Origin of the sequence: Citrifermentans bremense R1, assembly GCF_000426865.1 — a bacterium.
Lineage (GTDB): Bacteria > Desulfobacterota > Desulfuromonadia > Geobacterales > Geobacteraceae > Geomonas > Geomonas bremensis.
Genome location: NZ_AUGE01000022.1, coordinates 44,961 through 67,097, shown reverse-complemented (window position 1 = coordinate 67,097; position 22,137 = coordinate 44,961). Strand labels below are relative to the sequence as shown.

The 22,137-nt window shown below is 59.0% G+C and carries 21 protein-coding genes and 1 tRNA gene; 6 read left to right on the top strand and 16 right to left on the bottom strand.

Going from position 1 to position 22,137, the window contains the following annotated elements:
- On the bottom strand, positions 1 to 253 hold a 253-nt coding region (locus K419_RS0113605), incomplete at its 3' end, for a transposase (protein ID WP_026842030.1).
- A 1,036-nt stretch (positions 254 to 1,289) separates the two neighbouring features.
- On the opposite strand from K419_RS0113605, the gene K419_RS0113600 reads away from it, so the two are divergent.
- Together K419_RS0113600 and K419_RS0113595 are read left to right on the top strand one after the other, a co-directional pair.
- A complete protein-coding gene (locus K419_RS0113600; RefSeq protein WP_026842082.1) occupies positions 1,290 to 1,502 on the top strand; it encodes a DUF6290 family protein in 213 nt (70 codons plus the stop codon).
- Positions 1,486 to 1,758: a type II toxin-antitoxin system RelE family toxin gene (locus K419_RS0113595; RefSeq protein WP_026842081.1), complete on the top strand. Its 273-nt coding sequence runs from the start codon at positions 1,486 to 1,488 to the stop codon at positions 1,756 to 1,758. The genes K419_RS0113600 and K419_RS0113595 overlap by 17 nt, the downstream gene beginning before the upstream one ends.
- A 53-nt stretch (positions 1,759 to 1,811) precedes the next feature.
- Here K419_RS0113595 and K419_RS0113590 read toward each other — a convergent pair.
- A tRNA-Met gene (locus K419_RS0113590) sits at positions 1,812 to 1,888 on the bottom strand.
- Positions 1,889 to 2,012: 124 nt separating this feature from the next.
- Between K419_RS0113590 and K419_RS0113585 the strand changes: the two genes are divergently transcribed.
- Together K419_RS0113585 and K419_RS0113580 are read left to right on the top strand one after the other, a co-directional pair.
- Positions 2,013 to 2,369 (top strand): type II toxin-antitoxin system RelE/ParE family toxin, encoded by a 357-nt coding sequence (locus tag K419_RS0113585; RefSeq protein ID WP_026842080.1) that lies wholly within the window; start codon positions 2,013 to 2,015, stop codon positions 2,367 to 2,369.
- Positions 2,366 to 2,641, top strand: coding sequence for a helix-turn-helix domain-containing protein (locus K419_RS0113580; RefSeq protein WP_026842079.1), 276 nt, complete (start codon positions 2,366 to 2,368; stop codon positions 2,639 to 2,641). Before K419_RS0113585 ends, K419_RS0113580 begins: the two co-directional genes overlap by 4 nt.
- A gap of 9 nt (positions 2,642 to 2,650) precedes the next feature.
- On the opposite strand, the gene rlmB is transcribed toward K419_RS0113580, so the two are convergent.
- The 4 genes from rlmB to ispG form a co-directional block, all read right to left on the bottom strand.
- Positions 2,651 to 3,397 (bottom strand): 23S rRNA (guanosine(2251)-2'-O)-methyltransferase RlmB, encoded by a 747-nt coding sequence (gene rlmB / locus K419_RS0113575; RefSeq protein WP_026842078.1) that lies wholly within the window; start codon positions 3,395 to 3,397, stop codon positions 2,651 to 2,653.
- Positions 3,398 to 3,518: 121 nt separating this feature from the next.
- Complete coding sequence (gene pyrF, locus K419_RS0113570) at positions 3,519 to 4,241, bottom strand: orotidine-5'-phosphate decarboxylase (RefSeq protein ID WP_026842077.1); 723 nt, start codon at positions 4,239 to 4,241, stop codon at positions 3,519 to 3,521.
- A 136-nt stretch (positions 4,242 to 4,377) separates the two neighbouring features.
- Positions 4,378 to 6,099, bottom strand: coding sequence for a proline--tRNA ligase (locus K419_RS0113565; RefSeq protein ID WP_026842076.1), 1,722 nt, complete (start codon positions 6,097 to 6,099; stop codon positions 4,378 to 4,380).
- A 319-nt stretch (positions 6,100 to 6,418) separates the two neighbouring features.
- Complete coding sequence (gene ispG / locus K419_RS0113560; RefSeq protein WP_026842075.1) at positions 6,419 to 7,468, bottom strand: flavodoxin-dependent (E)-4-hydroxy-3-methylbut-2-enyl-diphosphate synthase; 1,050 nt, start codon at positions 7,466 to 7,468, stop codon at positions 6,419 to 6,421.
- A 186-nt stretch (positions 7,469 to 7,654) separates the two neighbouring features.
- Between ispG and rlmD the strand changes: the two genes are divergently transcribed.
- Together rlmD and K419_RS0113550 are read left to right on the top strand one after the other, a co-directional pair.
- On the top strand, positions 7,655 to 9,373 hold the full coding sequence (gene rlmD / locus K419_RS0113555) for a 23S rRNA (uracil(1939)-C(5))-methyltransferase RlmD (RefSeq protein WP_026842074.1): 1,719 nt from the start codon (positions 7,655 to 7,657) through the stop codon (positions 9,371 to 9,373).
- 34 nt (positions 9,374 to 9,407) lie between these two features.
- Positions 9,408 to 10,607, top strand: coding sequence for an HD domain-containing protein (locus tag K419_RS0113550; RefSeq protein WP_026842073.1), 1,200 nt, complete (start codon positions 9,408 to 9,410; stop codon positions 10,605 to 10,607).
- Between the two features lie 65 nt (positions 10,608 to 10,672).
- On the opposite strand, the gene K419_RS0113545 is transcribed toward K419_RS0113550, so the two are convergent.
- The 10 genes from K419_RS0113545 to K419_RS0113500 all read right to left on the bottom strand — a co-directional run bounded on the left by K419_RS0113545 (position 10,673) and on the right by K419_RS0113500 (position 22,023).
- Entirely contained in the window at positions 10,673 to 11,923 is a 1,251-nt protein-coding gene (locus K419_RS0113545; RefSeq protein ID WP_026842072.1) for an HD-GYP domain-containing protein, read from the bottom strand.
- A gap of 170 nt (positions 11,924 to 12,093) precedes the next feature.
- Entirely contained in the window at positions 12,094 to 12,642 is a 549-nt protein-coding gene (locus K419_RS0113540; RefSeq protein ID WP_026842071.1) for a 2-oxoacid:acceptor oxidoreductase family protein, read from the bottom strand.
- A gap of 20 nt (positions 12,643 to 12,662) precedes the next feature.
- Positions 12,663 to 13,475, bottom strand: coding sequence for a 2-oxoacid:ferredoxin oxidoreductase subunit beta (locus K419_RS0113535; protein WP_012531325.1), 813 nt, complete (start codon positions 13,473 to 13,475; stop codon positions 12,663 to 12,665).
- Between the two features lies 1 nt (position 13,476).
- A complete protein-coding gene (locus tag K419_RS0113530; protein ID WP_026842070.1) occupies positions 13,477 to 14,610 on the bottom strand; it encodes a 2-oxoacid:acceptor oxidoreductase subunit alpha in 1,134 nt (377 codons plus the stop codon).
- A gap of 22 nt (positions 14,611 to 14,632) precedes the next feature.
- Positions 14,633 to 14,827: a 4Fe-4S binding protein gene (locus tag K419_RS0113525; RefSeq protein WP_012531327.1), complete on the bottom strand. Its 195-nt coding sequence runs from the start codon at positions 14,825 to 14,827 to the stop codon at positions 14,633 to 14,635.
- Positions 14,828 to 15,000: 173 nt separating this feature from the next.
- Positions 15,001 to 15,954, bottom strand: a complete 954-nt coding sequence (gene mdh, locus K419_RS0113520; RefSeq protein ID WP_012531328.1) for a malate dehydrogenase — start codon at positions 15,952 to 15,954, stop codon at positions 15,001 to 15,003.
- Positions 15,955 to 16,007: 53 nt separating this feature from the next.
- Positions 16,008 to 18,239: an NADP-dependent isocitrate dehydrogenase gene (locus K419_RS0113515; protein ID WP_026842069.1), complete on the bottom strand. Its 2,232-nt coding sequence runs from the start codon at positions 18,237 to 18,239 to the stop codon at positions 16,008 to 16,010.
- A gap of 402 nt (positions 18,240 to 18,641) precedes the next feature.
- Positions 18,642 to 19,334 (bottom strand): LysM peptidoglycan-binding domain-containing protein, encoded by a 693-nt coding sequence (locus tag K419_RS0113510; RefSeq protein ID WP_035497239.1) that lies wholly within the window; start codon positions 19,332 to 19,334, stop codon positions 18,642 to 18,644.
- A gap of 8 nt (positions 19,335 to 19,342) precedes the next feature.
- The gene (gene aspS / locus K419_RS0113505; RefSeq protein WP_026842067.1) at positions 19,343 to 21,124 is read right to left on the bottom strand and encodes an aspartate--tRNA ligase; all 1,782 of its coding nucleotides are present in this window, start codon (positions 21,122 to 21,124) and stop codon (positions 19,343 to 19,345) included.
- A gap of 176 nt (positions 21,125 to 21,300) precedes the next feature.
- The gene (locus K419_RS0113500) at positions 21,301 to 22,023 is read right to left on the bottom strand and encodes a FadR/GntR family transcriptional regulator (protein ID WP_026842066.1); all 723 of its coding nucleotides are present in this window, start codon (positions 22,021 to 22,023) and stop codon (positions 21,301 to 21,303) included.
- Between the last annotated feature and the right edge of the window lie 114 nt (positions 22,024 to 22,137).

Sequence of the window (22,137 nt, the reverse complement as noted above, 5' to 3'; positions counted from 1 at the left end):
GGATCTGCTCAACAAGTTGTCGGTTGCTGCGGATCGAGTAGAGGATCATCAGCAGTTGAGCCTTGAGCAGCTTTTCCGGCGGGATGGACGGCCTACCAGCAGAGGCATAAATGCTGTCAAAGAGCTTGTCCATTCCAGCCAAGGCGTCATCAGCCATCTTCCTGATGGACCGGAGGGGATGATCCTTGGGAACGAAGGATTCGGGGGTCACATATGTGAAAAGAGCTTCTGTCTTATTGTCCTCGCCGCGCATAACATTCCTTTGTGATTGCAATGTGTTACGCGCCGTAGTGTACCATAAAACTGCTCTTTTCTGTACTTAGTTTTTCAACAACCTGTTAGTGTATGCCAGTGCCCTTTACAGTTCAGTCAAGTTGTACAGCAACGGCTCCAAAAGGAAGGGTGTCACGTCATCAGGATTGGACCAACTGTACTCCCAGTCTGCCTTCTCGGCTGGAAGTATTAAATGACATTCGGCATAGACGTTAGTCATGAATTCAGCGTTGTAACTGTGGTCAGCAGCTCCGAACTCTGGCTGGCATAACAGCCAGATTCATGCCAAAATTATGAACGTATAAATAGACAGTTATAAGATTTCTGTTTTGCAGAATGTGCAAGACTTGACAAATAATGTTCAAAAATTGAACAAAAATCTCGCCCCCAAAGACCGGAAGGCGCTGCCCCCTGCGGTCGGCATCCAACTTTACACCACCATCGGCATCTTGCCCCCTCGATCTGTAACCCCGCAATATTTAATAGGGGGTAGGTCACCCCTGGACGCCTGTAGGGGAGTTAAAATCCAAAGCTGATCCACACAATGAAATCACCTAAACTTAACTAGTGTCCGTCCGGAAAGGGCAGTTTTCTGAACTTCGTGGTGACAAAGATGTCCGAAATGCGCCGAAATCGTTAAGAGCGTGCTAACGCACTGACAACTCCATTGCTCTTTCTCATTTATAAGACGCACTCCCCCACATGTTCCGGCAGAGGCGGAAATCATTGCGCCTTAAGCTGCTGCTTCGGCTTTGGCTGATTCCAGTCTGATCCTGGCGATCACCTGCAGGTTATAGGCGAAGATCGAACTCCAGAGATAGCGCTTGAAGCCTTCCCAGCCCTTCCAGTTGCATCGGTCCAGACCGAAGGCGCGCTTCAGAGTCGAGCGTTGAGAGGGACGTTGTTGAGTTCGTTGAGTTACTCCAGGAGGAAGTCGACAATTTCGACATGCCCCCATGCCCCTAGGTTGACCTCACCTGGCACCGTGTTATACAATGTAATACAGGAGGTGTCCCATGCTTGCAATACGCCTCGAAAAAGAGCTGGAAGATCAGATCGACCTGCTGGCCAAGGTAAAGCAAAGCAATCGCAGCGCGGTGGTGCGTGAGGCGGTGATACGCTACTTGGAGGATAACGAAGACCTTGAACTGGCCAGGCAGGCGCTGGCCGAGACGAAAGGTGGCAGATCGTTGAAGGAACTGAGGCGAGACCTTGGCCTGGACGGTTGAGATCAGCGTCGTGGCCGAGAAGCAGTTGCGTCGGCTCGACCGTCCGGTGCAAAAACGCCTTCTCGACTGGCTCGACGACCGCATTGAAGGGTGCAAGGACCCTCGTCATTTCGGCGAGGCATTACGTGGCGATTTATCCGGGCTTTGGCGCTACCGGGTCGGTGATTATCGTATTATCTGTCAGATCCACGATGACCGGCTGGTCGTCCTGGCCCTGGCAGTCGGACATCGACGGGAAGTATATAGTCCTAAATGATGAGCGCGCAAAAAAGGCACTTAGCTAATCAGCCAAGTGCCTTTGTTATGTTTTGGTTGCGGGGACAGGATTTGAACCTGTGACCTTCGGGTTATGAGCCCGACGAGCTACCAGACTGCTCCACCCCGCGTCATGAACAACTCAGCTCTTATACTACAGTGCTCAGAGCGAGTCAATGTAAACATCACTCCACTTCCATTTTTTCGTTTAACGAGGGTCTTGACCGGAGTTAACATCGCTGTTAACATCCGTAGATGCGACGACAAGTACTCTTCTACAAAACGGAAAGTGGAAAGTGCCCCCTAAGTGAGTTCCTAGATAAACTTCCAGGAAAAGCTGCCCAAAAAATAACCTGGACACTCACGTTGCTCGAAGAACTTGAGGTCGTCCCTCAGACGTATCTGAAAAAGCTGGTGAACACCGAAGAAATCTGGGAGGTCAGGGCATCGACAGATGCAGATGCATATCGCATCTTCTGCTTTTTCGCCAACGGTTCGGTCGTTGTGCTGACACATGCCCTGACAAAGAAGACGCAAAAAACTCCAGTTGCAGAGATAAGAACGGCAGAAGCGTATAGAAGGGATTATTTAGCGCGGAGGAAAAGAAAGTGAGCGATTTACGGCTTTACGTAGAAGACAGAAAGAGAAAAGACCTGGAACTCGCTGAGAACTACGAGGACGGGTTTCGTGAGTTCAAGCTCGGCGTCCTGCTGAAACAAGCGAGGGAGGAAGCAGGCCTGACCCAGGAAGAGTTGGCCCGCCGCATCAACACAAAGAAGACCGCTATATCCCGTATCGAGAATCACGCCGAGGATATAAAGCTTTCGACGTTAGATAAGTTTGTGAACGCATTGGGTAAAAAGCTGAAAATCACCGTTGCCTGAATAGCTTCATTACTTCTTCACAGAAAGCCTCTGTCGTACGACCTCGAACAGGAAGATTCCTCCGGCGACGGAGGCATTTAACGAATTCACGCCTCCCTGCAGCGGAATGCTGACGATCTCGTCGCATCCTTTTCTGACCAGCGGACGAATACCCTTCCCTTCCCCACCGATTACGAGTGCTACCGGACCAGTGAAGTCCTGCTGGTAGAGGGTGTGCTTTGCGGACCCGTCGGCTCCGTAGATCCAGAAACCCGCCTTCTTCAGACTCTCCAGCGCCTGGGAGATGTTAGTCACCTGCGCGACGGGAATGGTCTCGGTGGCGCCGGCTGAGGACTTCTCGGCTACTGCCGTGACTCCTGCTGCACGGTCTTTGGGGATGACGACGGCGTTTGCTCCGGCGCAGGCGGCGCTGCGGATGAGGGCACCGAGGTTGTGCGGGTCCTGCACGCTGTCGAGAACCAGAATGAGACCGTCGCGGGTACCCTGCAATCCCTCCAGTACGTCATCCAGATCGGCGTAGGGAAAGGGCTCTACCTTGAGGGCGACGCCTTGATGATGCTCGGTCCCGCAAAGACGGTTCAGGTCGCCCTTCTCGCGCTGACGCACAGGGATCTTACGCTCGGCGGCGAGCTTGAGGAGCTTCTCCAGGCGCTTGTCTGAGCTGGTGCCGGCTACGAACAGCTCGTGGATCTCGCGCGAGCCGCGTAGAGCTTCCATTACGGGATTGAGGCCGTAGATGATTTCTTCTTTTGACATATTCAAAAACCTTTTAAACCATTGGCCACGGAGAACTTCGGAGAAAACCGCCCCCTCCCTGTCCCTCCCCCTCCGGGGGCGGGAACGTTACGCGGCGAGCCTTCCTGAAAAATCTGTAGTCTTAACCGGCTACGATTTCTTCTACTATCTTCTGCGCGGCTTCTACCGGGCTTTGGGCGGTGGCGATGGGGCGGCCTATGACGAGATAGTCGGCGCCGGCCTTGACGGCTTCGGCGGGGGTCATGATGCGCTTCTGGTCGTCGGCGGAGGCGAAGCTCGGACGGACTCCGGGGGTAACGACGAGGAAATCCTTGCCGCACGCTTCCCTGATCAGCTCGACTTCCTGCGGGGAGGCGACGACGCCGTCGACGCCCGCGCTTTTCGCCAGCTTAGCGAGCTTCACCACCATCTCGGGGACGGGGAGTTCGATCCCGATGCCGCGCAGGGTCTCTTCGTTGGAGGACGTGAGGACGGTTATGGCGAGAACCTTGGGACGCGCGGTGCAGCCGCTGAAGTTCTTGTCCAGGGTCTCCATGGTCTTGTTCATCATCTCGTAGCCGCCCATGGCATGCAGGTCGCAGAGCTGCACGCCGAGGTTCGCGGCTTCGAGGGTCGCCATGGCGACGGTGTTGGGGATGTCGTGGTACTTGAGGTCGAGGAACACCTCGCCGCCGCACTTCTGGATCATGCGGACCGCGGCGGGGCCGCAGGCGGTGTAGAGCTGCTTTCCGACCTTGAACATGCCGACATGCTGCGACAGAAGCTCGGCCCAGTACTGTACGTCGCTGAACTCCTTCACATCCATGGCGAAGATTATCTTCTTGATTGCTTCTTCTCTGGTCATAATCAAAATCCTTAAGTCAAAACCGTTGGCAAGGTGACAGTCTGAGGACTTCTGAGAAAAGCTTTTGGAGGTTAACCTCAAGCCTTTGTTTATGCTCAGATGTCCTCAGATGTGCTCTGTGCCAATGGTTTGGTTTTTATACCTGCAGCGCTTCTTTTACGGCTGCTTTCACCTTGGCTATGGCATCGGCGATGGGGAGAACCTCAACTTCGCCGCTTCTTCTCTCTTTCAGCTCGACTTTGCCTTCTGCCAGAGCCTTGGCGCCTACGACTATTCTGAGCGGTATACCGATCAGGTCGGCGTCTTTGAACTTGAAGCCGGGGCGCTCGTCGCGGTCGTCGAGAAGCACTTCTATGCCCGCTCCCAGAAGTTCCTGGTAGATGGACTCGGAGGCAGCCTTAACCTCGTCCTCTTTGGCGCTGAGCGAGGAGATGATGCACTGGAACGGCGCGATGGGAATCGGGAAGATGATGCCGTTCTCGTCGTGGTTCTGTTCTATGCAGGCTGCAACGGTGCGCCCGACGCCGATGCCGTAGCATCCCATGAAGATGATCTGCTCTTTGCCGTCCGCATCGAGGAAGGTGGCTTTGAGGGCCTTGGAGTACTTGGTGCCGAGTTTGAAGACATGGCCGACTTCGATGCCGCGCCAGATCTCCAGCTTGCCGCTGTCGCAGCGCGGGCAGGCGTCGCCGATGACGACGTTCCTGATGTCTACGAAGCCGCTGACGCTGAAGTCGCGCCCGATGTTCACGTTTTTCAGGTGGGTGTCGGCTGCGTTGGCACCGGTGACGAAGTTGTGCATCCCCTCCAGGGAGAGGTCGGCTACGACCTTCACCTTGGCTGCGAGCCCCACGGGGCCGGCGTAGCCGGTGGGCGCGCCGGTGACTTTGACAACCACGTCGTCCTCGGCCATCTCCAGCTCCGCGCATCCCAGGTGGTTTTTCAGCTTGATCTCGTTCAGGTCATAGTCGCCGCGGATAAGGGCCACGACCGGCTCGCCGTCGGCGACCAGCACCAGCGTCTTCACGACCTGGGTGCTCTGCACGCCGAGGAACGTTGCCACGTCCTCGATGCTCTTTTGCCCCGGGGTGCTCACGTGCTCCATCGGACGCGGGTCGGCATGCTCGATCCCCTCGCCTTTGCGGGTCTCGGCCTTTTCCATGTTGGCGGCGTACTCGCAGGCGGAGCAGGAGACGATGGCGTCCTCGCCGGAGTCGGCAAGCACCATGAATTCATGGGAGTAGCTCCCGCCGATGGTGCCGGTGTCGGCTTCGACGGCACGGAACTTAAGCCCGCAGCGCTCGAAGATGCGGCGGTAGGCCTTGTACATCTTCTCGTAGGAGACGTCGGCGCCGGCCTCGTTCACGTCGAAGGAGTAGGCGTCCTTCATGATGAACTCGCGGCCGCGCATCAGGCCGAAGCGCGGGCGGATCTCGTCGCGGAACTTGCCCTGGATCTGGTACAGGTTGATGGGCAGTTGCCGGTAGCTGCGGACTTCCTTGCGAATGAGGTCGGTGATGACCTCCTCGTGGGTGGGGCCCATGCAGAATTCGGCGTCCTTCCTGTCGTTGAAGCGAAGGAGTTCCTTGCCGTAGAATTCCCAGCGTCCAGACTCCTTCCAGAGTTCGGCAGGCTGGACGGCAGGCATCAGGAGTTCGATGGCCCCGGCGCGGTTCATCTCCTCGCGGACGATGGCCTCGACCTTACGGATGGAACGAAGGCCGAACGGGAGGTAGTTGTAGATACCGGCGGCGAGTTTCCTGATCATGCCGGCGCGCAGCATCAACTTGTGGGAGATGACCTCCGCGTCGGAAGGAGTCTCCTTGACCGTCGGAATAAAGTACTGGGAATAACGCATGAATCTACCTCACTATGAATTGAAAAAACTATAAAAGCATTAACCACAGAGGACACAGAGGAACACTGAGGTAAAACCAAAAACCTGAAAACAAAACCATTGGCACGGAGAAAATCTGAGGACTTCTGAGAAAACCAAAAGCTTTGAGTTGAAAAACTACAAGAAACCATTAGCCACGGAGAGAATCTGAGAGAACAAAAAGACTTTAAGTTAAGCCTTTTGTTCTTCCTCTGTGGTGAGTGTCTGTGCCTTTCCCTGAAAAACCTCTGTGGCCTCCGTGAACCTCTGCGACCTCTGTGTTCCGCCTTTCAGTCTGTGGCTACTGATTTTTTAATACCTCTTCCACCAAGGCATCGGCTAGCTCGGCTTCGGGGACCTTGCGCAGTATCTCGCCGTGCCGAAAGAGAAGCCCTTCTCCCCTACCCCCGGCGATGCCGAAGTCTGCCTCGCGAGCCTCGCCGGGTCCGTTGACGGAGCAACCCATGACGGCGACGGTGAGTTTCCTGTCCAGATGCGCCAGGCGCCGCTCTACTTCCTCGGCTACTGGTATCAGGTTTACCTGGCAGCGCCCGCAGGTGGGGCAGGATACGAAGTTGATGCCGCGGGTCCGCAAACCGAGCGATTTGAGGATGTCGTATGCTACCCGCACCTCGTCAACCGGATCGCCGGTGAGGGAGACGCGCATGGTGTCGCCTATCCCCTGGTTCAGAAGTATTCCGAGACCGACGGAAGACTTTACGGTTCCGGCGAAGATGGTTCCGGCCTCGGTGACGCCTATGTGCAGCGGGTAGTCCACGGCGTTAGAAAGAAGCCGGTACGCCTCCAGGGTCCGCAATACGTCGGAGACCTTGATCGATATCTTTATCTGCTGATAGCCCAGATCCTCCAGGATCCGCACATGCCCCAGCGCCGATTCGACCATGGCCTCGGGAGTCGGGTGCCCGTACTTCACCAGCAGTTCCTTTTCCAGCGAACCGCCGTTGACGCCGATGCGGATGGGAACGTTGCGCTCGGCCGCGGCTTTCACCACCTCGGCAACCTTCCACTTCTCGCCTATGTTGCCGGGGTTGAGACGGAGCCCGTCCACCCCGGACTCCAGGGCCTTCAAGGCAAGCTTGTAGTCGAAATGTATGTCGGCTATGAGCGGCATGGGGGAGCCGGCCTTTATGGCGGCAAGGGCCAGGGCGGCGTCCATATCGGGCACCGCACAGCGCACGATCTCGCATCCGGCGGCGGCAAGCCGGCCGATCTGCCCAAGGGTTGCCGCGACATCACGGGTGTCGGTCGAGCACATGGACTGGACGGAGCAGGGAGCGCCTCCGCCAACCGGGATATTCCCTATCATGATCTGCCTGGTTGTTTTTCTCATAGCGGGCCATAGTAGCTAAAAGGAGTACGAAATGCAAGGATGAAGGGGTTGTAGCAATACAAGCTAAGCCTAGTCAATTCGGCGGTTGACAGGAACTTCTTTTACCCTTATGTAAGAAGCATGAAAAATAAAAGCGAAGCACCGAAAAGAGATAGAGCGAAGCAGGTTGCATCAGACGGCAAGTCGATGAAGTTTGAGCACTCCCGTCCCCAGTCACAAAAGCCATACAAGAAAGACGACTCAGCCAGAACCGAAGGCGCCGAGTCCAGCGCTACCCCCAGGTACTCCAAAAACACCTCAACTACAGCGCGCAAACCCAAAGCCGCCCAGACTGAGCGCACCGAAAGCACCCGCAGCTCCAGGGGCGAAACTCCCGCTGCAGCGTTTGGCTCACGTCCCGCCCGCCCGAAGGGAGATCGTTCGGCGGCGCCTCCCGCAGGGGGCAAAGGCGGGGACCGTAAACCGGCGGCAAAGACAGCCGGGAACAGACCGGAGAGGACGCCTGCTGGAAAGGGAGGAGCATCTTCCCGCGACGAGCGCCAGCCTACGCTGCGCAGCGGACAGGTGCTGGAGCTGAGCATTCTCGCTACCAACGACGAGGGCTTCGGCGTGGCCAACCACGAGGGGACCCGCGTGCTTGTGGCAGGGGGACTTCCGGGCGAGGTGCTGGTGGCAAAGATCACCTACGTCGGCCGCAGGGAAGCCTTCGCCCATACCATAAAGTGTCTGAAGCGTTCTCCGGACCGCAACCCCTCTCCCGCCTGCACCCTTGGACGGGTGTGCGACGGCTGCGGACTCATGCAGATGCGCTACCCGGCCCAGTTGGCATGGAAAAAGTCGCTGGTCGCCCGCCACTTCCGGAAATACCCATCTCTTTTCGAGGTCGCCATCAGGGAAACCATCGGCTCGCCCAAGGAGCTTGGATATCGCAACACGGCAAAACTGGTCATTGCCGGGAAGAACAACGATCCCGTCATCGGCATCTACCGTCGCAACACCCATGACGTCTTGCAGATCGAGGACTGCGCGCTCCACCACCCGCTGATCAATAAGGTGGTGAAGGCTGCCAAGGCCGGGATCAAGAAAGGAAAGGTGCAGATCTACAACCCCAAGAGCGAGATGGGGCTTTTGCGCTACCTGGTGGTTCGCGTGGCCGAAAAGACCAATCAGGTCATGGTGGTCCTGGTAACGACGGACCAGGGTTACAACGAGATGCACCACCTGGCGAAGTTCATCCAGCAGGCGGTCCCCGAGGTCGCGGTGGTAGCGCAGAACATCAACAACTCGACCGGCAACGTGATCTTCGGCACCAAGGATCGCTCCATTACCAAGGCCCAGACGCTGAAGGCGTTCGTGGGAGACAAGATCTTCAACCTTTCGCCCCACTCCTTCTTCCAGGTCAACAGCGGTGCCGCGCGCATCATCTATGAGAAGGTGCGGGAGCTGGCGAACCTGAAGGGGACCGAGCGGGTCATCGACGTCTACTGCGGCATCGGCGGCATCTCGCTCTATCTCGCCGACCAGGCGCGCGAAGTGGTCGGGATCGAATTCGTCGAGGCAGCGGTCGCCGACGCCACCATCAACGCGGCACTGAACCACGTGGAGAACTGTCACTTCGAGGCCGGCGACGCCGTGCATCTGATTGACGAGATCGGGGAGGAAGGGGGCGCGGACCTGATCGTGCTCAACCCGCCGCGGAAAGGGTGCGACGAGAAGGTGTTGAGGAGCGTGGCCGCCATCAATCCCCCACGCATCATTTACGTTTCCTGCTCGCCCGAAACGCTGGCGCGGGATCTTGACATCCTCTCCGGGCTCGGCTACCGCACCGTGGAGGTGCAGCCGGTGGACATGTTCCCGCAGACGGTGCATGTCGAGGACGTGGCGCTTCTGGAAAAAAAGCAGTGACAACAGCGGCAGTAATGCCGCTTCTAGGGCTGCCATGGATGCTTTGATTCTACGACTGAAGAAGTTCTTCCCTGCGTCCCTGCACTCCCGTATCTTCCTCACCGGCGGCATGGTGCGCGACTTCCTGCTGGGGGTCGCCTGCCAGGACATCGATCTTGCCGCCGCGGTTACCGCCGCGGAACTCGCCTCTCTCGGTTTCCGCCTGGTCGAGTCCAAGAGCACCCCCAACATCTACTTCAGTTATCGCCAGGAATTCGGAAAGATCGAGGTCACCCGCCTGGAGTCGGTGGAGGAGCTGAACGCCGACCTTTACCGCCGCGATTTTCGGGTGAACGCCATGGCGATGAGCCTGGACGGCGCGCTGATCGACCCGCTTCACGGGAAGGCGGACCTGGAAAAGCGCATCCTGCGCGCCTGCACTCCGACCAGCATCACCGACGACCCATTGAGGATCTTCCGCGCTTTGCGCTTCGAGTGCGAGGGGTGGCGCCTGGACAGCGAAACCGAGGCGCTCTTGGTATCGCGCGACTGGTCCGACGCGTTCGCAGCGATTCCCGTGGAGCGCTTCTCACAGGAAATGCTCAAGGCTTTGGCGAAGCCCGACCCCGCACGTTTCTTCAGGCGCATGTTGGAGTTTCAGGCGGGGAGGAACTATCTGCCGGAAATCTTCGAAATGCAGCAGGTCATTGCCGGACCGCCGCAGCACCACCCCGAGGGGGATCTGTTCACCCACTCGATGCAGACGCTGGAGCGGATGGCTGCCCTGACCTATGACGTGACCGGCCGGTTCTGCGCGCTTTTCCACGACTTAGGCAAGCTCTATACCCCCAAAGACCAGCACCCGAAGCACCACGGCCACGACGCGCTCGGTGCCTCAGCGGCGGACGCTTTCTGCAAGAGGCTGCGGCTGCCGTCGGTGCTGCAGCGCGCGCTGAAAGCGACCAGCAAGCTGCATGACACGGCGAACAAGTGGGAAGAGTTGAGGGACTCGACGCAGATCCGGCTGGCTGTCGACGCCGTCAAGGGGGGGATAGCGGAATTTCTGCCGCTTCAGGTTGCGGCGGACTGCGGCGGGAAGATGCCGGGGTGGGATGAGGCGCTCAGGGTGGCGGCGCTGAACGCGGCTCAGCTGGGGATCGGGGCGGAGGTGCTGGATAACAAAGAAGTCCCGCCGGAGAAGCTGCAGCAGATAATCATGCAGCGACGGGTGGAGGAGTTGAGAAGAAGTAGATGATTTGAATCTTCCCTCACCCTGTCCCTCTCCCGCTGGGCGAGGGGACGCAAGGGCAGCGTGTATCCTCAGGTTTTCTCCGTGTCTCCGTGGCCGAGGGTTTTGGCTTTGCTCTTTTTGGTGTGGTTCAGCCCGATCTTCGGAACGGAGCTATCGTAGATCATGTCGAACATGTGCTCTATCCTGAAGAATGCAGCCAAGACCGCGGGGTCAAAATGCGCGACAGGATTGATCCTCTCATCCCCATCTCTGAAAACAGCCACTGCTTCCTGGTGCGTCATGGCCCCCTTGTAACTTCTCTTCGAGCGCAGCGCGTCGTACACATCCGCCACCTTCACGATGCGCCCCCCTAAAGGAATCCTCTCCCCACGCAGTCGTTTCGGATACCCCGTGCCATCCCAGTTCTCGTGGTGAGCCAAGGCAATCTCGTGGGCGAGCCTGAGCCTCGGTGAATCCCCGATTATCTCGGCGCCAAACGCGGGATGCTGCCGCATCAGTTGCATCTCCTTGACGTTAAGCAATCCCTTCTTGAGCAGGATCTCCGACGGTATCCTGATTTTCCCGACGTCGTGCATCTGCGCCGATATCGAGATGTCCTGTATGAACTCGATGTTGAAACCCATGTTGGCGGCAAGGGCGCCTGAATAACGGTTGACGCGGACTATGTGTCTGCCGGTATCCTCTTCCGCGGCCTCGCAGGCACGGGCCAAGGCCTCGATGGTGTAGTTGAAGGCCTGCTCGGTCTCGCGCATCCCGTTCGACACCGCCAAAAGCGACCCCATTACCACGGCCGCGCTCCGCAGCACGTCTGCGTCGTATTCGGTTGCGTGGCCCGGGTAGTTGAAGGCCTCGATGACGCCGGCGGGCTTGCCGCTGATCCGGCAGCTCACGAAGTTCAGGATCGGCTCGGCCATCGCCGCCAGCACCTTGGGATGAAAGAAGGCCTGGAAATCCTCTACGCTGGAGCAGACGTCTTTCCAGTTGATGGCCACCACCTCGGTCCCTCCCTCCAGAAGAACCAGACTGCTGGCATAGCTTGAACCGGTTTCGATGCAAATGACGTCGGAGCGCTCCACCAACCGCTCGTGGCGCAGGTGAAATACGCGACCGTTGCAGCAGGCGGTGTCTGCGCTCTCGCTGGCGATGAGGATGCCGGAAGGGCCGCGCACGCCGTTGCCGCCGAGGAGCTTGCCGAGGATTTCGCCGTAGAGTTCGTCGCTGGTGAACTTGCGGCGTGTCAATCCCTGCAGCGTTTCGTCTGTCAGTGCGACCAGATCAAGTGTCTGTCTGAGCGCCATGTGGCAAAGTTCAAGTGACACGGTTACTCCTGGTTCTGTCTGAGGATGAAGGCTTTATTGTTATATCGAATCAGAGGTAAAGTTCAAACCCGAAAACTGTCTGCCACGGAGGACGTCTGAGGAAAAGACAAGAGACAAAGAAAGGCCCGGCGTTTCCGCCGGGCCCTTCGATGCTGCCTGTGTGAGCTGGATTAGGCGCGTGCTGCGATCGCCTTCTCGTAACCCATCTGGAACGCCTTCTTGTTCAGCTCGACGAAGGCCTCCGGAACGCGGGCGAGAACTGCTTTCTCGGCGCCTTCCTTGGTAACGACTTCGGTCAGTGCCACCATGGCGCCCAGCGCCACGATGTTCGCGACGATCTCGCGGCCGACTTCGTTCTTCGCGGTGTTGATGATCGGGAATGCGACGGTCTTGAATTTCCCCGCCGGCACTTTCTTCACCAGGTCGGAATCGATCAGCAGTACCCCGCCTTCCTTCAGGTCGTGGGAGTACTTGTCGGCGGCTTCCTGGGTCAGCGCCAAGAGCGCGTCAACCACGGTTGCCTTCGGGTAGTCGATAAGGGTATCGGAGATGATAACCTCCGACTTGGATGCACCACCCCTTGCCTCGGGGCCGTAGCTCTGGGACTGTACTGCCTGCTTGCCGTCGTAGATGGAAGCGGCTTCGGCCATGATGACACCGGCAAGGATGAGACCCTGCCCGCCAGCCCCGGAAAATCTGATTTCATATCTCTGAGACATCTGAGGTTCTCCTCCTTTGGTTATTTCTTGGCGCGCTCGATGACCTTCGCGTACTCGTCAGTGTAGTTGGGCCTTTCTTCCTTGTACAGAACGCCGGTGAGGATCTTGCCTTCGAGTTGCTCGGCAGTCATCTTCTCGGCAGCCTTGACGGGAACAGCTACGTCCTTCAGGCGGTTCATCATCTCGATGACCGACTTGAACTTGTTGCGGCGGCCGTAGGTGGTCGGGCAGTCGTCCAGGATCTCGACTACCGAGAACCCTTTGTGCTGCACGGCCTCGACGATCAGCTTGTCGATCTGGGTCGCGTGGTATGCGGTGCCGCGGGCAACGAAGGTTGCGCCGGCGCCGATGGCAAGCTTGGCGACGTCGAATGCCGGGTCAGGGTTGCCGTACACGGTGGTCGACGCCTTGGCGCCGGTCGGGGTGCACGGGGAGAACTGGCCGCCGGTCATGCCGTAGATGTTGTTGTTCATGATGATGTAGGTCATGTCGATGTTTCTGCGGCAGGCGTGGATGAAGTGGTTACCGCCGATGGCGGTACCGTCGCCGTCGCCGCCGACCAGGATCACGTTCATCTCGGGCTTCGCCATCTTGACGCCGGTGGCGAAAGCAGCTGCACGGCCGTGCGCGGTGTGCAGGGTGCAGAAGTCGAGGTAGCCGGGAAGACGGGAAGCGCAGCCGATACCGGAAACGATAGCGGTGTTGTTCTTCTCGAGGCCCAGGGTGTCGATGGCGCGGATCAGACCCTTCATGACGATGCCGTGACCGCAACCGGGGCACCAGATGTGCGGCAGCTTGCCAGGACGGATGTACTTATCGTAATCAAAAGACATGTTACTTGACCTCCTTGATCTTTTCGAGGATCTGCCCCGGGTTGATCGGCTCGCCGTCGACGCGGAAGATGCCGGAAACCGACGCCTTGCCCTGTGCGCAACGCTGTACTTCCTGGGTGCACATGCCGAGGTTCATTTCGGGGGTGATGATCGCTTTCGCCTTCCCGGCGATGGCGGCAATCTGCTTGTCCGGGAAGGGCCAGAAGGTCTTGATCCTGAAGAGGCCGGCCTTGATCCCCTGCTTCCTGGCCTCGTTGACCGCGAACCTTGCGGAGCGCGAGGTGGAGCCGTAGGCTACGACCACGACCTCGGCGTCGGCCAGTTCGTACTCTTCGAAGGTCACGATGTCGTCGACATTAGCTTCGACTTTACGGACCTGACGCTCTTCCTCGGCCTGTACCAGTGCTGCCTTGGTGGTCGGGAATCCGTCCTCGGCCTTGTTGAGGCCGGTTACGTGGAAGCGGTAATCGGTGCCGAAAGCGGCCAGCGGGGGTACGTCGCCGAATTTGGTGTCGTACGGCTTGTACTCAGCGGGAGAGACGCTCGGAGCGGTGCGGTTGATGACTTCCATCTCGCCCGGCTCCGGGAACACGATGCGCTCGCGCATGTGGGCGACGATCTCGTCGGGCATGACCATTACCGGGGTGCGATATTTCTCGGCCAGGTTGAAGGCGCGGACCGTCTCCTCGAACAGCTCCTGAACGGAAGCCGGAACCAGGCAGATGGCGGGGTGGTCACCGTGGGTGCCCCACTTGGCGCACATCACGTCGGACTGGGAAGGGCCGGTCGGCATGCCGGTGGACGGGCCGCCCCTCATGACGTTGACGATGACAACCGGGGTCTCGGCGATGCAGGCGTAACCGATGAGCTCCTGCTTGAGGGAGAGGCCGGGGCCCGAGGTAGCGGTGAGAACTTTCGCACCGGTAAGGGACGCGCCGATGACGGAAGCCATCGCGCCGATCTCGTCTTCCATCTGGATGAATTTGCCGCCGATTTTCGGAAGCTCTATGGAGAGAACTTCTGCAACTTCGGTGGAGGGTGTAATCGGATAACCGCCGAAGAAAGTGCACCCGGCATACAATGCACCCTGTGCGGCAGCTTCGTTCCCCTGAAGGAATGCAACTTTTTTAGCCACTTTCAATACCTCCTAAGAATAATTAAGCCGTTACTTTGATTGCAAAATCAGGGCACCTAAGCTCGCACTGCATGCACTTGATGCAAGCCTCAAGGTTCTTGACGCTTGCCACGAAACCCTTCATTTCCAAGACTTTGGTAGGGCAAAATTCCACACAGATGTGGCACCCTTTGCAGTACTTCTCGATTATCTCGATTGTCGGCAGTTTTTTCTCCATCCACGTAGCTCCTTTGACTTAAAGGCCCTTTCGGGCTGTGCAAAAATGGGTTTATAACACATGCTGTAAACAAAATGCAAGCGACGCTGACCGGCACCTTGGCTCCGCCTCGAAAAAAAAGGGTAAGGAGGGGACACCTCCTTACCCCCTGGCAAAGCATGTTCAGCCTGCGATTACTTCATGGAACCTACGAGTTCCTTGACGGCTGCGACGGACTTGTCCATCATCGCCTGCTCTTCTGCGTCCAGTTCGAACTCGAGGATCTGCTCGACGCCGTTCTCGCCCAGCACGCAGGGAACGCCGACGTAGAAGCCTTTCACGCCGAACTCGCCGTTCAGGTGAGCGCAGGTCGGGAGGACGCGCTTTTGATCCTTGAGGATCGATTCAGCCATCTGGATGGCGGAGGAAGCCGGGGAGTAGAATGCGGAACCGGTTTTCAGGAGAGCGACAACCTCGCCGCCTGCACCGCGGGTCCTCTTGACCATGGCTTCCATGACTTCTTTAGCCTTGGCTTTGTCCTTGTATTTCTTCTCGAGGAGTTCCATGACGGGGATCCCGTTCACGGAGGCGTAACGTACCAGCGGCACCATGTCGTCGCCGTGGCCGCCCAGGGTCATGGCGTTGACGTCTTTCACGGAAACGCCCAGTTCCCAAGCGATGAAGGTTTTGAAGCGTGCGGAGTCGAGCACGCCGGCCTGGCCGATGACGCGGTTGTAGGGGAAGCCGGTGATCTTCTGGCAGAGGGTAACCATGGCGTCGAGCGGGTTGGAAATGACGATGACGAACGCGTTGGGTGCGTTGGCCTTGATCCCCTCAGCCACGGAGGTCATGATCTTGGAGTTGACCTCGATCAGGTCGTCGCGGCTCATGCCCGGTTTGCGGGGAAGGCCTGCGGTGACGATGACCACGTCGGCGCCTTTGATGTCCTCGTAGCTGTTGGTCCCTTTCAGGTTGCAGTCGAAGCCGTCGACAGAGCCGACCTCGGCGATGTCGAGCATCTTGCCCTGCGGCAGGCCTTCGACGATGTCGAACATCACTACGTCACCCAGTTCGCGCAGAGCTGCAAGCTGAGCAAGTACGCCGCCAATCTGTCCACCACCGATAAGTGCGATTTTCTTACGTGCCATGTTTTCTTCCTCCGTAATTAAATTGAGATTATCTACCTGGTGCAGCGAAAGCTTTATACGATCGAGTTGATGATGGCGTTCAGCGTTGCGCTCGGGCGCATAGCCGCTTCGGTCTTGGCGTCGTCGGCGTGGTAGTAACCGCCCATGTCGACCGGCTTGCCCTGTGCGCCGATCAGCTCGGCGTTGATCTTCTCTTCGTTGGCCTGGAGCTCCTTGGCCACCTTGGCGAAGCGGGCTGCGAGGTCCGCGTCCTTGGTCTGGGCGGCGACCGCCTCGGCCCAGTACATGGCGAGGTAGAAGTGGCTGCCGCGGTTGTCGATCTGGCCTACCTTACGCGCCGGGTTCTTGTTCTGATCCAGGAACTTGGTGTTGGCTGCGTCGAGGGTCTCGGCGAGGAGTGCCGCCTTCTCGTTTTTGAAGGTTGCTGCCAGGTGCTCCAGGGAGACTGCCAGGGCCAGGAACTCGCCCAGGGAGTCCCAACGGAGGTAGCCTTCCTGCTGGAACTGCTGCACGTGCTTCGGAGCGGAACCGCCCGCACCGGTTTCGAAGAGGCCGCCGCCCGCCAGAAGCGGAACGATGGAGAGCATCTTCGCGGAAGTGCCGAGCTCGAGGATCGGGAACAGGTCGGTCAGGTAATCCCTGAGTGCGTTGCCGGTCACGGTGATGGTGTCGAGACCCTTCTTGGCCCTGGGGAGGGTGAATTTCATCGCCTCGACCGGGGACATGATGTGCAGCTCGAGCCCTTTGGTGTCGTGGTCCTTCAGGTAGGTCTCCACCTTCTTGATCATCTGGGCGTCGTGAGCCCTGTTCTTGTCGAGCCAGAAGACGGCCGGAGCGCCGGTGGCGCGGGCACGGTTGACGGCGAGCTTGACCCAGTCGCGGATCGGGAGATCTTTCGCCTGGCAGCCGCGCCAGATGTCCCCCTCTTCGACCTGGTGCTGGATCAGCACTTCGCCGGCAGCGTCGACTACGCGCATGGTGCCGTTCAGCGGAGCCTTGAAGGTCTTGTCGTGTGAGCCGTACTCTTCAGCCTTCTGAGCCATGAGGCCGACGTTGGAGGTGGCGCCCATGGTGGTCGGGTCGAACTGGCCGTTTTCCTTGCAGAACTGGATGCACTCCTGGTACCACTCGGAGTAGCAGGTATCCGGAATCACGCACTTGGTGTCGGCGAGTTTGCCGTCCGGGGCCCACATCTTGCCGGAGTCGCGGATAACGACCGGCATGGAGGCGTCGATGATGATGTCGTTGGACGCGTGCAGGTTGGTGATCCCTTTGTCGGAGTCGACCATCGCCAGCGGCGGCTGCTTCGCGTAGGTGGCCTGGATGTCGGCCTCGATCTCGGCCTTCTTCCCTGCCGGAACCTTCTCGAGTTTCTTGTAGAGATCGCCCAGGCCGAGGTCGGCGTTGACGCCGATTTCCTTGAAGGTGGCTGCGTGCTTCTCGAAGACGTCCTTGAAGTAGACGGAGACGAAGTGGCCGAAGATGACCGGGTCGGAGATCTTCATCATGGTGGCCTTGAGGTGCACGGAGAAGAGCACGCCCTTGGCTTTGGCGTCGTCGATCTGCTCCTGGATGAACTTCCTCAAGGCGCGCACGTTCATGAAGGAGCCGTCCAGCACCTCGCCTGCCTGCAGCGGGAGTTTGTCCTTCATCACGGTGACGTTGCCGAAGTTGTCGACGAACTCGATGCGGGCGACGGTGGCGTCTTTCAGGGTCACCGACTTCTCGCTGTGGTAGAAGTCGCCGGCGCTCATGTTGGAGACGTGGCTCTTGGAGTCGGAGGCCCAGGCGCCCATCTTGTGCGGGTGCTTCTTGGCGTATTCCTTAACTGCCTTGGCAACGCGGCGGTCGGAGTTGCCTTCCCTCAAGACCGGGTTGACGGCGGAACCGAGCACCTTGGCGTAACGTGCGTGGAGCGCCTTCTCCTCGTCGGTCTTCGGCTCTTCCGGGTATTCCGGGAGCTTGTAACCCTGGCTCTGGAGCTCGGCGATGGCTGCTTTCAGCTGCGGGATCGAGGCGGAGACGTTCGGAAGCTTGATGATGTTCGCTTCGGGCTTCTGGGTCAGTTCGCCCAGGTACGCCAGCTCGTCCGGGATCTTCTGGCTCTCGGTCAGGTAGTCCGGGAAGTTGGCGATGATCCTGCCTGCCAGGGAGATGTCCCTGGTTTCAACGACAACGCCGGCGGCCTTGGTGAAGGCGTTGACGATGGGGAGCAGGGAGTAGGTTGCCAGTGCGGGGGCCTCGTCGATCTTGGTCCAAACGATCTTTGCTTTGTCTGTTGTCATTGTCTCTCCTTGGGTTTCATGCCAATTGCACTAAAGTCGTTTTCAAGGGGCAACTGTGCGGCTACGGTGTGCCCGATATGCTGTTTTATTCGCTTGCGGAAACATGTCGGCCGTCGGCCGCTCGGCCGTGGACGGCCTTCCTACAATGCGACTTACTATATACAAGGGATTATGGGATGTTAGCAGGATTGTTCTGGTTTACAAATTTTGTATACAGTATACAAAACGTTTTTCACTGTCAAGGGAAAATCGGGGCGGGATACGGTGCATCTGCAATTAGTCGGAAGGGGTGCGGGGGAAGCAGTTCAAGCGGTTATAATCACTCGATCTGCATCGGTGCGAAGGGTGCCGGGACGGATTTGGCGACGGCAAAATACTGTTTAAATAAACCGTCAACAGCGATCAGTGCAGCGGGTGTTCCTGGGCGTAGCGCCTGGCCTCGGAGATGTCGTCGCGCCCCTGGTTGCGGGGGATGCGCAGCACCTGGCCGGGCCAGATGTGCCTTGGGTCCCGGATCTGGTCCCGGTTGGCGCGGTAGAGAAGCGGCCATAGGACGCGGTCGCCGTAGACCTCGGGACGCGAGGCAATGAGGGGGAGGGATTCACCCCTTCTCACCGTGTAGGAAGCGACGAGCTGCGGCTCCTTCTGGGGCTTGGGTTTCCTGCGCTCGGCCTCGGCCGCCTCCCGTTTCGCCCTCTCTTCGGCGGCGGCTTTCGCCTGGGCCCGCCGCTCCGCTTCCTCCCGCGCCTTTTTCTCGCGTTCGGTCCGCCGCTTTTCCTCTTCGGCCCGCTCGCGCGCGGCCTGCTCACGCGCCTTTTCCTCGTCGAGGGTCTTTTCCAGCAGCTCGGCTTTCAAAAGGGTCAGCTCGAAGTAGCGATCCGCCTCCTCGCGCTCGCTGGCCAAAAGCAGCGCGTCCCCTTTGAAAAAGGCCTGCAGCGTGCCGGCGTACTCGTTCGGGTGGAGCCGCTCGCCCCCTCGGAGTTTCAGCTGTTCGAGCCTTGCGCTCGCCTCATCGCGAAAACGCGGCGGCTGCGTTGCGCAGGCCGCCGCTATAATGACGAGCAAAAGAGTTATGAACCGGACGGCGAGCTTCAACAGCCCCCCTACTTGGCGGCGAGACGGATGCCGAGCTCGCGCAGCTGAAGTGCATCGACGCCGGAGGGGGCTTCCGACATGAGGCAGGCCCCCTTCTGGGTCTTCGGGAAAGCGATGACGTCGCGGATCGAGTCGCTACCTGTGATCAGCATCATCAGGCGGTCCAGGCCGAAGGCGATGCCGCCGTGCGGCGGGGTGCCGTACTCGAGCGCGTCGAGCAGGAAGCCGAACTTGGAGCGGGCGTTCTCCTCGGAGAGCCCCAGCATCTTGAACATGAGGGACTGCACTTCCTCCTGGTGGATCCTGATGGAGCCGCCGCCGATCTCGTTGCCGTTGAGGACCAGGTCGTAGGCCTTGGCGCGGCAGCGGCCGGGATCGCTCTCGACGTACTGCAGGTCCTCGTCCATGGGAGCGGTGAAGGGGTGGTGCACCGCCGCCCAGCGCTTCGCGTCCTCGTCCCACTCGAGAAGCGGGAAGTCGGTGATCCAGACGAAGCGGAAGACGTTGGGATCGGTGAGCCCCATCTTGGCGGCGAGGTGGTTCCTGAGTTTGCCCAGCGAATCGTTGACCACCTTCGGCTTGTCGGCGACGAAGAGGAGCAGGTCCCCTTCCTTGGCGTCGAACGCCTTATCCATGGTGGCGATCTCTTCGGGGGTGAAGAACTTGGCGATGGGGGACTGCCACCCTTCGGCGGTCATCTTCACGTAGGCGAGCCCCTTGGCGCCGTAGATCTTGGCGAACTCGGTGAGATCGTCGATCTCCTTGCGGCTCATGGCGCCGGCGCCCTTCACGTTCATCCCCTTGACGATCCCGCCGCCGTTCACCACGTCGGCGAAGACCTTGAACCCGGAGTTCTTGACGATCTCGGAGAGCTCTACCAGTTCGAGCCCGAAGCGGAGGTCCGGGTTGTCCACGCCGAAGCGGCGAATCGCCTCCTGGTAGGTCATCCTCTCGATCGGGAGTTCCACCTTGACCCCTCTGGCCTCGGTGAAGATGCGGGCCATGAGCCCTTCCATCACGGTGATGATGTCCTCGCGGTCGATGAAGGACATCTCGCAGTCGATCTGGGTGAACTCGGGCTGGCGGTCGGCGCGCAGGTCCTCGTCGCGGAAGCAGCGCACGATCTGGAAGTAGCGGTCAAAGCCGGAGACCATGAGGATCTGCTTGAAGAGCTGCGGGGACTGCGGCAGCGCGTAGAATTCGCCCTTGTTGATGCGGGAGGGGACCAGGAAGTCGCGCGCCCCTTCCGGGGTGGACTTGGTGAGGAAAGGGGTCTCCAGTTCGATGAAGCCGTTGTCGCTCAGGTAGGAGCGGGTCAGCTGGGCGACCTTGGAGCGGAGCATCAGGTTCTGCTGCAGCGTCCCGGTGCGAAGGTCGAGATAGCGGTACTTGAGCCTGATGTTCTCGTTGACGTCCACGAAGCCGTCGAGGGTGAAGGGGAGCGCCTTGGAGGGGTTCAAAAGCTTGCACTCGGTCACCAGCACCTCTATCTCGCCGGTCTTCATCTTCGGGTTGACGGTCCCTTCCGGGCGGGCGGCAACCGTCCCCTTGATGGCGAGGACGTATTCGTTCCTGGCGGATTCGGCCTTGGCGTGGGCCTCGGCGCAGCGCTCCGGGTCGAAGACGATCTGGGAGATGCCGTCCCTGTCGCGCAGGTCGACGAAGATGAGCCCGCCGTGGTCGCGCCTCTTGGAGACCCAACCCATGAGGGTGACTTCCTGCCCTATGTGGCCCCCCCTCAACTCGCCGCAGTAACTGGTTCTCTTCCAACCGCCCAGAAAATCTATCATCGAACTCCTCCTTGGAATTAATCTGCAAGAAATAACGGGTCACTATACCCAAAAAGAAAGTGAGCTTCAACCAAAAACGGGGGACTTGGGCGCCGCGAGAGCTTGTCGCCGATCAGAAAACGCAAAGGCCCGGCAGAGAATCGCTGCCGGGCCTTTATCGTTAGTTTGGTGCAGCGTTATTCGGTGCCGCGCATGGAGACGTAGGCGGAGCATCTTTTCTGCGCGAAGTCCAGGTGCTCGAGCATGGCCCCTCTCGCGCCGTCGGCGTCGCGGTCCCGGATCATCTCGTAGATCTTCAGGTGGTGGCTGAAGAGCAGGCGCTGGTCTTCCTCGGTCAGATAGACGGCGCGCCAGACGTCGCGCTGAAACTCCTGCATCGCCTCGAAGATGCTCTGCATCATGTGGCTCCAGACCACGTTGTGGGTGGCGCGGGCGACCAGCATGTGGAAGTGGGCGTCGAAATCCTCCGAAGCCTTCAGCTGCTCCAGGTTTTTGGCCATGCCGTCGACAACAACCTGCAGGCGCCGAACGTCCTCGGGGAGCGCCCGGGTAGCGGCGTACCAGGCGGTCCAGGACTCCATCCCCTTGCGCACTTCGATCACGTCGAGGGCACGGTCGCCGTCGATGCGGATCAGCTCGGAGAGCGGCATCCCCGCGGAGTTCTCCACCAGGGAACGGACCAGGGTCCCTCCCCCTTGATAGGTTTCGACAAGACCCGAGGAAGTGAGGATATTGAGCGCCTCGCGCACCGAAGGACGGGATACGCCGAAAAGCTCGGCAAGCTCCCGCTCGGGGGGAAGCTTCTCCCCCGGGTTGAACTCGCCGGCCAGTATGGAACTGCGGATCTGCTCCGCGATCTGGGTCGATACTTTTTTCGGTTTTATCGGCGTAAATTTCATAAGGCACCGATACTACATATGTAAGAGGAAGGCAATAGGTTTTCTGGTAAATATTTTTGACCAATCTGGCAGCCGGGAAGATTCCGTATACGGCATGTAGAGGTAACCTCCCCT